Source organism: Pectobacterium fontis (genome assembly GCF_000803215.1).
Lineage (GTDB): Bacteria > Pseudomonadota > Gammaproteobacteria > Enterobacterales > Enterobacteriaceae > Pectobacterium > Pectobacterium fontis.
In genome coordinates, this window is sequence record NZ_JSXC01000053.1 from 1 (window position 1) to 11,373 (window position 11,373).

Consider the following 11,373-nt stretch of genomic DNA (forward strand, 5'->3'; position numbering starts at 1 on the left):
CTAAATCAAGGACAGATCACGGTAGTTGGCCTTAAAGGGAAGCTAAACAGTTTGCTGGAAACTCCTAAAAGCGAACGGCCCGTTTTAACACAACGGTTACAATATCAAAATAGATGAACTCAAGTGATCAAAAAATCGTTCATTTCATTGAGAGCCTAATTCCTTCGCAGTACACTTTCCCAAAGTTATCTAGTGGATTTAAATGATGAAAAAGCGGAATGGGAAGCAATTTAAAGCCAGTGCCACTCGTAAACTTCGTGAGGCTAAGTCCCCTGAAAAACAGATGCCAGTTCAAAAACAAGAGGTTTTTTATTCAGTTTGTGAAAAGATAATTCTGCATACTGAAGAAACCAACGAAACCTCTGTAGACTATTATTTCTGTAAAGCGGTGATAGCAAGGGAGGAAAAAGCGTTTCAGACGGAAAGGCAGGCGGTTCTGAACCTGATAGCATTTTCTGGCATTCCAGCGACTCCACTAATTCAATCAGCGCTAAACCAGGACGAACGGTATGAGTTTAGTGAGCAGATTTGTACGGTGTTTTCCCTGGCGAAAAGCGATGTCTCGTTCAGTCCCTACATGGCAATCATCAGAGCGTTTATTCTTTCGGGTACAAAGCAGCAGTATGTTACCTACTTTAACTGTCTGATGGGCATTTCGGCATCCTTTAACAAGGAACCCCCCATTTTTGATATCAATAATCTGAATAATGCTCAGTTGATTACCTTCTATGAAGCAACACACCGTGTACTGCTGGATAACTCACGCCAACTCCCTACCCTTGAAAAGCTAACTCAATTTATCTCCCATCAAGTAGGCGAAGATACCTGCCAGAGTTTGCTCTTTTTTGAATCCTATTTTAGTCTCGATAGGAACCCTAAACACAGTATCGGGGTTGCCAAGCAGTTCTTTAGCGCCCCCAACCTTTCGGCAGGACGCACTAACTATCTAAGTTCACTGGCATTCAACACGGCACATGCCGCTATAGATTTGGCTGATATTGAGGAAGCTTGTTACTGGATAGACTACGTTAATGATGACGACAAAGTTGCAACTCTCAGGTGTTCAATCGCTAAATTAGAAGAGAAAATAGGGGCAAGGGCTAATCACCCCTTAAATCCTGAACATATTGCCCCCGCCTCACTTGAAAAAATTCCTACCAGAATGCTGATGATACTGTGCGCTTTTGTTGATGGCTGCGGTGATGATTGGGGATTCAAAACGTTAGAACGTTCAGGGAAATACATATTCCCTTCAGAGACAATGACAAAGATGCTTTTCCAGTCTCTGGCAATCGGCGGATTAATTAAAATGTCCACAGCCTCTTTCAACGCGCTCGAGGATTCTGCACTGGACCAGTTTAATGAAATACTGTGGGTTGCGAAATTCCATTTAAACATCATCGGCATTACAGATAGCAGGTTGATGGCATTACCGGTATTACTAGAAGAGATAGATCGCCGCAATGATGAAATAGACGTGGCCTGGCAGATTCGTAGGCTCATCACGACAGGATATTTCTACAATGCGTTTGAGTACTATCTTGGCAATGTTAATGAGCTCTGGGCAAGAGAGTTTGCCCTGAATGAGGCGACAACAGAACGAATAACTGAATCGACACTCAGTGGCAAAGATCTAGCCTATATTGCCAGATCGTCGATTCGCTTTACTGCGGGGCAGCACTCGATCGGCAGCACAAATGGTAATAGACACACCTGCAATACACTCATTGGTAGCATCAATCGCTATTTCGACTGGGTAAATGAAGGGCGTTATTCCTACAACGCATTTGAACGGAGTAAAAGACAGCCCATCCTATCCTCAGAAAGGCTGCTTGAGCAAATCGCAGGATTCACACCGGAGGATATCTACAACCTTCCGCCTTTGCCGCAAGAGATTGAGGAAGAAGAATCTGAAGAAGAGTAATTTCAGAATGGAGTTGTTCGGCTTTTTCTAACGGCTGAACTTACACACAAGTATGGGCTGACCCCAATTGTAACTTGATTAGCTTGTTCCATTTTGATTGGCTTATCATTGGTCCACTGTTGGCACGATGCGGCCCGATTGACGACCCTTACGGGCCGCCATGAGCGAGGAGCGGACGTTTCGTAGTTCTAGAAATATTCTCATGTCGTGGCCAGTTTTTGTTGACCACTTCAGATATTATTATTTGAAGATAACCATGGTTATATATTCGGTGCAAAACTGCCTGATATATAGGCACGCAAAGAAAACCAAATGTTATAACATAACAATATGAATTCATTGACAATTTTATCGCCTGGATTTATAAGATCATTCTCATTTACTTAAAAGGATTTTTTTGGAAATGCCATCTAAAGTATTTGTCGTTCTTGCTAAATCCATTAAACATAAAAAGTTCTGTGTTGCAGGAAAAATTTACTCTAAGGGAAGTATCGGTGAATGGGTTCGTCCAATAAACCCTTTGGTTGATAGTGATGCACTAACCTTTAATAACATTGAATATTCATCCAAGAAGCAACCTGAACTGCTTCATATAACTTCATTTAGTTATTTAAAGAACGTGCCACATCAAATTCAACGTGAAAATTATTCAATTGATCCATCATTTTATTGGGGAGAAGTGGGTGTTTTCGATAAAAAAAACATCAATGAGCTTTTAGATTACCCAACAACTCTATGGGCTAACGGTTACTCATCATATCATGGTGAAAATGATAGGTTCCTAATATCATCAGTTACAACCCCTATTCAGTCATTGTTTTTTGTCTATGTTTCTAATTTAAAAATAAGAGTTAAGAAAGAAGGAATTGATTTTGGAAATGATCTAAAAAGATTCAGAGCTTTCTTCTCATATAATAACATTGATTACGCGTTCATTATTACTGACCCAAAGGTATATAGTGAATATGGTCAATTGAAAGAAGATACCTATGATGTTGGCGGGTGTTATGTTACTTTGAGTACAGCACCACATAATGACGGTTATTGCTACAAATTTTTGACAGCAATCATTAAGTAAACCAGAGGATGATCACATGAAAGTATTTTCAATTGGTTTCACTGAAAAATCTGCCGAAAAGTTCTTTAGCCTAATTAAATCTCAACCAGACTTGAAAACCTTAGTTGATGTACGTCTTAATAATGTTTCTCAGCTTGCGGGTTTTGCTAAGAAGAACGATTTGATGTACTTCTTAAAGGAACTTTGCAATGTTGATTATGTTCATCTACCAGATCTTGCACCAACTAAAGAGATGTTAGATCCATACAAAAAAGGTAATATCTCATGGGAGGTTTATGAGAGTAGTTTCATGAATTTAATGGCAAAAAGAAACATTGAGCGAATAGAAAAGTCAGTGATTGCAGATAGCTGTTTGCTCTGCAGTGAGCACAAACACCATCACTGCCACCGCCGTCTTGTGATAGAGTACTTAAACAGCCATTGGGATACTGATTTTGAGGTTAAGCACTTGATATGATGAAAGTAATGATAATCTATCATCCTGACTTTGTATCCAAGGGAAAGTTTGAGCGTAAGCTCTCACGGATTTTTTCCAACTCAAATGACTATCAGATATTTTACTTTGTCGATCCTCATGATTTATTAAGTCAATATTTTAAATCAGATGTATTGAATAAACTTGAGCCTGAAATATTAGCAGACCCTTTTTCAATTGGTTTAACTCATGCTGTTATTTTTGATTCAGCTAATACACCGGAATTCATCACGACTAACGAAGTCTTATCCAAGAAGATTCCCGTTCGATACATCAAAGATAAGATCACCTCAGTATCAAATAAAGATAGAGGTGAACACTTTGATACCTATTGCGGTAGAGGAACGCTTTGGGGAAATCCTTACGCGATAGGTGCAGATGGTGATCGTGATGAAGTCATAAGAAAGTTTAAATACGATTTTGATCGTGACTATCTCAAAGGTGGCTCAGAGTTTAAAGAAAAGCTGAAAGCACTGAGAGGACACACTTTAGGATGCCACTGTAAGCCATATGCTTGTCATGGGGATGTGCTGGCACAGTATTTGAATGAATTGGACGATGGTGAGTAATGCACCATCATCAGTTTCAGAAATCATCTGTTATATGATTGTAATTATCCCAGCTTTAGTTCCAGGCACTTTTTTAGGGGGAGCTCAATACACTGATTGGAGATGGTACCAGAGTTCGACAACCACATAGATCCATGAATCGGTGTTCTTCCGCAGATGCTTTAGAGAGACTGCTTCTGGCACGGAGCGGACAGAGAGTAAAGTCACCAAGCACCTTGAACAGCGTCATCTGATGCCGCAATGGCGGGCTAATTTTCTGGATGCTAACAGCAACGGTCTGGTTAGGCTGTTTGACAGTATCAGAATGGTGGCAAGGAACGGTATTCCAGTTCCGTTTGACGCCAGATGTTTCTCTTCCGAACGATAGACGAACTGGAATAGGCTCCCGTCAGCCACGATTAAAGGCAATGCCTGTTTAGCAGAATAGAAAGAAACGTCAGAACCCATCGATGAGGAAGTCTATTGCAGCCTTTACCTGAGAACGGTACTGCGAAGCATCACAAAACACCGCACCCAGAGTCTGGACAGGGATACTGGCCAGTTCGTGGGTCATTACGGCGTATTCTTTGCCGTCCGTCAGCCTGACGACGGGGACAAGGCGCTCCGGTCGGCGGCCTGCAGGATACTGTTCAATCGGGAGCAATGGGATCACTATCCGACGATTCAATTGCCCAATAATATCGCTCGTGACATCGAGCAACAGCGGGTAAACGACGCTTTTCCCGGTATTACCGTATACGGTGAATTGCATGGTTAAAACGTCCTGTATTCATCACTGAAACAGCCGTTTTCATCATGAAAACGATTTAATGCGTCGATAGCCTCTCTGTTTTCTTCCTGCCATATTTTCGCTTCATGACGGCGAAGCTCCGCATCCAGTGCGGTTGACAGAGTAGCACTTAGGTTAATACCCGCTTCACGCGCTCTTACCAGTAAGGCACGCTCCACCGTCATGGTCACGCTCTGCGTGTTGCATTGTTTCGCGGTCATGATTTCTCTCCTGCATGAAACACGTGCGCATTACACGGCACAATACACTTATCATAACACCAAAAACAGGCCCGGCTACCGTTGCAGTCCTGCAAACTTCACAGTCAGTCGTCATACCTAAGCCGTCGTTTACAGCAATCACCGATGTACAAACGCCGTTTGCGGGATGCGCGGGCTCTTTGCCGCCCGCACCCGCAGCCTGCGAATTTTCCGGGCATATTATGTCCAGAAAATTCGCAGGGAAATTTAAACATCTCTCATCTTCCCTGCCCCGCAATAAGCTTAAAGCCGCACTCCTTTGCGGCTTTATCATCTCCGACTCAAATCTTATCCATCAGATAACGATGTGCTTTTGAGGCGGCGCTGGCCGCTTTGAAAACATAGCGCTTATCATTTTTCAGCGCCTGGAGCCATGAGGCAATATAGCTTTCATGCTGAACCTCTCCGATGATCCCCAGATCCGCCATCAGAAAAGCACTTCCCAGCTCCGCCACTAATTCCTCCTCCGCATAATCTGCACTGCCAAATTTCCCTTTCATTTCACGGTTAAGTCGTTTTTTACCACCACTCCAGTGAACCAACTCATGCAGTCCGGTAGCATAGAAATTAGCTGCATCTGAAAACAGATGGCGCTCTGGCAGCCAGACTTCATCAGTTGAGGGCCTGAAAAAGGCGTTTTGTCCTTTCTCAATAATGTTTGCGCCGCTCTTCTGGAACAGATTTTCAGCCTCCGGCAACGGATCAAAGGTTGCTTCCGGGCTGACTGTTCCAGTTGTCAGTGGAAGGCCATCAATTTGTTCAACATTGAACACATTGAAGGTTTTCAGCATCGGGATCTGGTCGATTTCGCCGTCTTCGTTTTCCTTCTCTAAGGTTGTATAGAAAATGGCTGTCGTACCGTGCTCACCTTTTCGAATCTGCCCACCGACTGCCTGCGCCTGTTTGTAGGTCATCCAGCGTGAATCACCGAAGCCCTGTTCTGATGCACTGCACCACAGCAACATGATATTCATTCCACTATACGCGATACCGGTTACGAAGTTAGAAGGCAAGCCAGACATACCGGATACTCGTTGCCACGGACAAGACCACGGTTTTACACCGGCTTCAAGCGCTGCAATGATGTTGTCGGTGACGGTCTGGTAAATATCGGTTTTGGTTTTAGAAAATTTCGTTTTTGAGGAGCCTGACTGCTCCAGCGGGGATACGCTGGTCGCCGCTGCGGCGTTAGGGGCGCTAGTCTGGGTATGCTGGGAAATCGTCATGTTTTTTCTCCGTCAGTGGTGTGAATTTCGTCTTCGTATCGCCTGACGGCTCGCTTTCCCGGCATCGTTCCGGCACGCAAGGGCGCAGAATGCGTGCCATTTACCCTTGCGGGACGGGTTGTGTTGGGAAACGATTAACCGGAAGCTGATACGAGAGCGGAAGTCACGCGGGAGAAAAAACTGGCCCTACATAGGCGGGCGTAGCGTCCCTTAGGCCGCAGCGGTGAAATGGGGTTGGGGTTTTCCTGACAGAATCAGATTGCTCAGACAGTATTTTCCAAAAGGAACTGACTTATCGGTTCACAGCTAGCAAAGACTAAACAGTGTTGCCAAACAGCTCAACGAGAGGCCGAGAAAAACGCTAGACTACGAATCACCCGCAGAGCGTTTCAATCAGTGTGTTGCATCCATCGGTTGAACTCACAGCACAGGGCTGACTAATCACGCAGGGAAAAATATTACCTACTTCATGTGGTGAGAGGTGCTCATACCATTATATATAACTTGCCATCATAAAATGGCACATGCCGTAATGAACGGCATGAAAAAATTAAACTAGTATCTTCTCAAAAACATCTCATGCTGTTCACCAGGATATTTTGGAGTAAGAAAAATATCATTTTCATCACCTAAATACTTGTACTCTGTAGAGGAGAATATGAATTGAAAATTATATTTTTGAGATAGTTTTTTCAAATTAACAATAAAGTTATTTATATCTGCATAATGTATTTCATGCTGTTTAGGCGTATCAAATATTGCAAACATGAACGATTTATTTTCTAATTCAAGCATGCTTTCAATTAATGCACTGCGATATGCAAGTATAGCTCGTACTTTAGTACTTCCTTTAAGTTGTTCTAAAGTTTCAAAACCCAGAACAGGGCTAAAATCATGCTCAAATGATATATTTAAATCAACATTTGGGGTTTTTAAAACTTTTAACCAACTGATGTACTTTTCTCGCAATGTAGATTTAACCCTAGTTAACCGTGGAATTGACTGTCTATTTTTACCTAACCCTTCCAGTTTATCTAGCGCACTTTCCCGCTTATTAAGCATTTCGACATACTTATCCTCCAAAATTGATATTTTCTGCAATTCACTTTTCTCTAACTGTAATTTAAACAACATAGATGTTATTTCAGAAATTGCATCAATTACTGATGAGAGGTCCTCTTCTTCTATGATTCCGTTTCTCATAGAGTTGAGGTCTTCGATAGTCTTATTAACATAAGCTATTTCTTGTGTGATTTGATCATATCGTCCTCCATCTAAATTTAAGCTTCTTTCAATATCCTTGATTTGGTCCTTAAGATATAAAAGATGTTTTGCATAGCTTTCTGAACTACGCGAAAACATTTTACAATCAATGGATGGACATATTTCCTCAAAAGAACGAAATATCCTTTTAGCTTCCTCATTAAGGCTTAACGTATTGACCTCTGTATTAATTTCTTTCATTATCTGAACTAATGAAGACTCTCTTCTTGCTATAAAATTTAGCTCTTCATTTAAATCCCTCAAGTTTTCTTTCTGTTTTTTTATAATTTCATCAATACTATGGAGGGAATCATTCTTTAATGATTTACTACCTTTCAATACAGTAAGCTCATTTTTAAAAGCTATAATGGAATTATCGATAAATTCTATATTTTTATCTTTATTAGCCTCTTTAGCTATTTCAATATCTCTTCTTTGTATAGCCAGTGAGTTATCAAGATATTTAATTTCCTCCGTTAGATTAATGGATTTCTTTTTGACATCGAATGAATGCTTTTCGGGCAAAAAGAATACAATCCTGAGCATTTCTGAAAATTGATCTTTTATAAAATTATTTGGTGAATAATAAAATTTTGAGTATCCAAAATCCTGATCTAAATAAAAAATTGGTAAAATAGTTGCTAAATATGGGTATGATTGCTTATTTTGGGTTGTAAGAAGAGATGGATAAGCTAATGATAGCTTTTCTAGGATATATTTAGAATAATCTGCTTGATTATAAAACATTGATATTTTGCCATTACAATCTAATGATAAAATGAAATCAGTATGTTCAAAATCTCTTGTCGCCCTAAAACTATCATTCCCTATAGTAAAAGTAAGGGTGGCAGATTTGCATAGCCTATAAATATCCTCTCTGAACTTACATGGATACCCTAAGCAATAGGATATAGATTGTAATAACGGTGTTTTCCCACATCCGTTCGGACCATAGAACTCAGTAATATGCTCTCCAAAAATGAGCTCATCTGACTCAAGACCTGAAAAATTTCTCCCATTTATTTTTAGACTTAATAATTTCATAATATCTCACCATCCAGTTTCGAATCAACGCAGTAATTTCTATATGCTCTTTCGATCAATGCTAGATTAAAAGCCAAATCGCTTTCGTATATAAATACTTCGTCAATAACTTTTTTCCCCAACTTGGTAATGTTTAATTTGTTATTTCGTTCATCCATAATAATTAGACTTACAGACTCAAGAAAATTTAAAGCAGTAACAGTTCGAATTCTAAGATTCGCTGACCATCCCAATAGTTGTGATGATCCTTTAAAGCCTAGCATGACATCCTCTAAGAGTTTCCCGACCAAACTTCCAACTTCATTTACTCTTGGTTTTACTCTATTTTTAGATAATAAAAGTATTATCATAGCTATTAAAGGAAGCTGGAAAAGTGCCTCATTATTTAGCCCAAGACTGTCTTGTCTTTCAATATTTTTTATATCTATTCTAATATCTTTTTGAGATATACTATCAAAAAATTCATCGTAATTCATTTTGAACGCTCTACAAGTCTCGCAAAAAGGCTTCCAGTCAAAGCTTCTTTGTCTAAACAATTAAGTAAATTACTTTCAAATAACGAATCATGTAATTCATTAACAGCGGTTCTTAAACCCGAAAGGAATAAAACACCATGCATAAATGTCAACTTATCTAATGTTGAGTTTATTTCACTATCTATAGTGACATAGTCCAACTCAGAAATGATATGTCTATTTTTTCTTAACCACTGATCCCATTTTATTTTACATCTTGCAAAAAAATCAATTTGAATTTCACTAGCCCCTGCTTTTCTTAACAACCGTTCAATTACAGATGCTGATTTCAATGCATGTTCATCCCCATCATGGAGAAACTCGTAATAAGCACTTTTGGAGATACTAAGTACATCCAATAAATCATCAATGTCTATTCCTGACAAATTATTAATATTTTCTTTCGAGCAATCATTGATTTTTACGCTTGACTTACTATTAACAAGAGCTAAAAGAGAAAGTAATATCTCCTTAGCTTCAATATGTGACAAATCTATTTCGCTGTACTTGAATATTTTTTCTTTCGCGAGGATCTCAAACGTTTCATGTTTGCTTTTTATATATTCAACATCGGTTTCAAATTTTAATTTTTTAAGATTTTCTTTTATACCTTCAATATCAAGTTTTTTATTCTCATTACTGATAGAAATGAAACAATTATTAAATGAATCAATAATAAGCTTGCAATGAACATTGGAAAATGTATCGGATATGATATCATCAAGGATATTATCAATATCTTCGTCAATATGTGTATTTGTAAGAAAAATGACTTCCTTACAAGTATCTTCAAAATTTATGGTATGCTGTAATAGTTTACCAACAAAACTATCTCTAATCATCTCATCCGTCTGAGGATTTTTTTTAGTTTTTCTTTTTAAGATCCCAAAAACCTCTCGAAGCTTCCATATTTCACGTAATTTTTCCTTAGTTTTGACTTGCACAAAAGTATAATGGATGTCATTAGCAATAACTCTTTCAACCACAAAATCGTCGTGAAATTCACAAAAGACACGTTTTACATCTTTACCTTCTAAAATAGATAAACACGCGATACTGGCTGCCCGAATTTGAGCATTATATCGTTCTAATGTGTCTCTTCCAGCCTGCTCTCTCGGTTTAACCTCATGTAACTCAGCCATAACATTCCACATTATCCCAAAGAAACATATAGATAATGTAAATGCTAAGATCATTTTTTGAAACAAAAAAGTTCAAAAATCAATCACAAACATCTTAATTCATAACTGTTTTTTTATCCAGTAAAAAATAAATATGTTCATATTTTATTATTTGTCAAAATTTTCTGTACGAATTTACCTGCATACCATCACAGATAAAACAACTGCCTGCCCCCCTGTCGAGTTGATTTAGATGCATCTGCTTAGACCATATTTGTATATGGCTAAATGCATAAACAAAATGGTGGTCATTCTGGTGGTCTTGACAAGAAGGGAATGCTGGTTTAGCTTACTTATTAGCCAGTTACTGGCAAAGGCGATCCCAGTCAGAGGAGCCAAATTAGAGAAAGCAGACGTTCACTGACGTCTGCTTTTTTGCTTTTAATCAATTGGTTATCCCCTTCTTCAGGTTCGCCCTCGTTCACTCAAAAACACTCGAAGCCATACTCTTTTGCTGGTAAAAATACTGGTAAAGCTGGTTCGATTTCGTTTTTACCAGCAACCGGAGGGAACCGTCATGTCACTTACTGATACTAAAGTAAAAAATGCCAAGCCATCAGAAAAGGCGGTGAAGCTCACTGACGGGTTCGGCCTCTATTTGCTGGTTCATCCCAACGGTTCAAAATACTGGCAGTTAGGCTATCGCTTTGAAGGGAAACAGAAGGTGTTTTCCATTGGTGTCTACCCTGCTGTTTCACTGGCTGATGCAAGACAACGACGAGATGAAGCGAAAAAGCTGTTAGCTTCTGGAATTGATCCGAGCGCTAAAAAGCAGGCTGACAACAAAACCACACTGGAAAAGCGTAACAATACCCGCGCTTTCAAAACTGTTGCTAAGAGCTGGTTTGTCACCAAAACCACATGGTCGGAAGATTATCAGCGTTCTGTCTGGACACGACTGGAAACTTATCTGTTCCCTGACATTGGTGAAAAAGATATTGCTGAACTGGATACAGGCGATCTGCTGATTCCTATCAAAAAGATAGAGAAGCTGGGTTATCTGGAAATTGCTATGCGGGTGAAGCAGTACGCTACCGCCATCATGCGTTATGTAGTGGTCAAGTCATAT

11 protein-coding genes and 1 pseudogene are annotated in these 11,373 nt (G+C 39.6%); 6 read left to right on the forward strand and 6 right to left on the reverse strand.

The annotated features are described in order from the left end of the window. The first annotated feature begins 202 nt into the window (after window positions 1-202). The 4 genes from OI69_RS17370 (at window position 203) to OI69_RS17385 (ending at window position 4,046) form a co-directional block, all read left to right on the forward strand. On the forward strand, window positions 203-1,924 hold the full coding sequence (locus OI69_RS17370; RefSeq protein WP_162183346.1) for a hypothetical protein: 1,722 nt from the start codon (window positions 203-205) through the stop codon (window positions 1,922-1,924). Window positions 1,925-2,327: 403 nt separating this feature from the next. After that, window positions 2,328-3,002, forward strand: coding sequence for a dual OB domain-containing protein (locus OI69_RS17375; RefSeq protein WP_039353392.1), 675 nt, complete (start codon window positions 2,328-2,330; stop codon window positions 3,000-3,002). Window positions 3,003-3,018: 16 nt separating this feature from the next. After that, window positions 3,019-3,459: a DUF488 domain-containing protein gene (locus OI69_RS17380; RefSeq protein ID WP_039353397.1), complete on the forward strand. Its 441-nt coding sequence runs from the start codon at window positions 3,019-3,021 to the stop codon at window positions 3,457-3,459. Then, window positions 3,456-4,046, forward strand: a complete 591-nt coding sequence (locus OI69_RS17385; RefSeq protein WP_039353400.1) for a DUF4326 domain-containing protein — start codon at window positions 3,456-3,458, stop codon at window positions 4,044-4,046. The genes OI69_RS17380 and OI69_RS17385 overlap by 4 nt, the downstream gene beginning before the upstream one ends. A gap of 436 nt (window positions 4,047-4,482) precedes the next feature. Here the strand turns inward: OI69_RS17385 and OI69_RS17390 are convergent, their stop codons facing one another. The 3 genes from OI69_RS17390 to OI69_RS17400 form a co-directional block, all read right to left on the reverse strand. After that, on the reverse strand, window positions 4,483-4,797 hold the full coding sequence (locus OI69_RS17390) for a CcdB family protein (RefSeq protein ID WP_039353404.1): 315 nt from the start codon (window positions 4,795-4,797) through the stop codon (window positions 4,483-4,485). Window positions 4,798-4,799: 2 nt separating this feature from the next. Beyond that, a complete protein-coding gene (locus tag OI69_RS17395) occupies window positions 4,800-5,036 on the reverse strand; it encodes a type II toxin-antitoxin system CcdA family antitoxin (RefSeq protein WP_039353407.1) in 237 nt (78 codons plus the stop codon). Between the two features lie 320 nt (window positions 5,037-5,356). Continuing rightward, window positions 5,357-6,301, reverse strand: a complete 945-nt coding sequence (locus OI69_RS17400; RefSeq protein WP_039353409.1) for an ArdC family protein — start codon at window positions 6,299-6,301, stop codon at window positions 5,357-5,359. A gap of 259 nt (window positions 6,302-6,560) precedes the next feature. Here OI69_RS17400 and OI69_RS19500 point away from each other — a divergent pair. Beyond that, window positions 6,561-6,719 (forward strand): annotated as a pseudogene (locus OI69_RS19500) (IS30 family transposase); the annotation flags it as partial. A 137-nt stretch (window positions 6,720-6,856) separates the two neighbouring features. Here the strand turns inward: OI69_RS19500 and OI69_RS17405 are convergent. The 3 genes from OI69_RS17405 to OI69_RS17415 are packed head-to-tail and all read right to left on the reverse strand — an operon-like array spanning window position 6,857 to window position 10,265. Beyond that, window positions 6,857-8,608 carry a hypothetical protein gene (locus OI69_RS17405; protein WP_039353413.1) on the reverse strand — a complete coding sequence of 584 codons (1,752 nt, stop codon included), beginning with the start codon at window positions 8,606-8,608 and terminating at the stop codon, window positions 6,857-6,859. Continuing rightward, window positions 8,605-9,084, reverse strand: a complete 480-nt coding sequence (locus OI69_RS17410; protein WP_039353415.1) for a hypothetical protein — start codon at window positions 9,082-9,084, stop codon at window positions 8,605-8,607. The genes OI69_RS17405 and OI69_RS17410 overlap by 4 nt, the downstream gene beginning before the upstream one ends. Next, window positions 9,081-10,265 carry a dsDNA nuclease domain-containing protein gene (locus OI69_RS17415; protein ID WP_039353419.1) on the reverse strand — a complete coding sequence of 395 codons (1,185 nt, stop codon included), beginning with the start codon at window positions 10,263-10,265 and terminating at the stop codon, window positions 9,081-9,083. Before OI69_RS17415 ends, OI69_RS17410 begins: the two co-directional genes overlap by 4 nt. Before the next feature lie 556 nt (window positions 10,266-10,821). Between OI69_RS17415 and OI69_RS17420 the strand changes: the two genes are divergently transcribed. Continuing rightward, window positions 10,822-11,373: tyrosine-type recombinase/integrase (locus tag OI69_RS17420; protein WP_039353421.1), on the forward strand; the 552-nt coding region annotated here is incomplete at its 3' end.

Coding starts and splice junctions, on each gene's coding strand:
- OI69_RS17380 (WP_039353397.1), top strand. CDS start 3,019: ATGAAAGTATTTTCAATTGGTTTCACTGAAAAATCTGCCGAAAAGTTC.
- OI69_RS17385 (WP_039353400.1), top strand. CDS start 3,456: ATGATGAAAGTAATGATAATCTATCATCCTGACTTTGTATCCAAGGGA.
- OI69_RS17410 (WP_039353415.1), bottom strand. CDS start 9,084: ATGAATTACGATGAATTTTTTGATAGTATATCTCAAAAAGATATTAGA.
- OI69_RS17405 (WP_039353413.1), bottom strand. CDS start 8,608: ATGAAATTATTAAGTCTAAAAATAAATGGGAGAAATTTTTCAGGTCTT.
- OI69_RS17415 (WP_039353419.1), bottom strand. CDS start 10,265: ATGGCTGAGTTACATGAGGTTAAACCGAGAGAGCAGGCTGGAAGAGAC.
- OI69_RS17370 (WP_162183346.1), top strand. CDS start 203: ATGATGAAAAAGCGGAATGGGAAGCAATTTAAAGCCAGTGCCACTCGT.
- OI69_RS17400 (WP_039353409.1), bottom strand. CDS start 6,301: ATGACGATTTCCCAGCATACCCAGACTAGCGCCCCTAACGCCGCAGCG.
- OI69_RS17395 (WP_039353407.1), bottom strand. CDS start 5,036: ATGACCGCGAAACAATGCAACACGCAGAGCGTGACCATGACGGTGGAG.
- OI69_RS17390 (WP_039353404.1), bottom strand. CDS start 4,797: ATGCAATTCACCGTATACGGTAATACCGGGAAAAGCGTCGTTTACCCG.
- OI69_RS17375 (WP_039353392.1), top strand. CDS start 2,328: ATGCCATCTAAAGTATTTGTCGTTCTTGCTAAATCCATTAAACATAAA.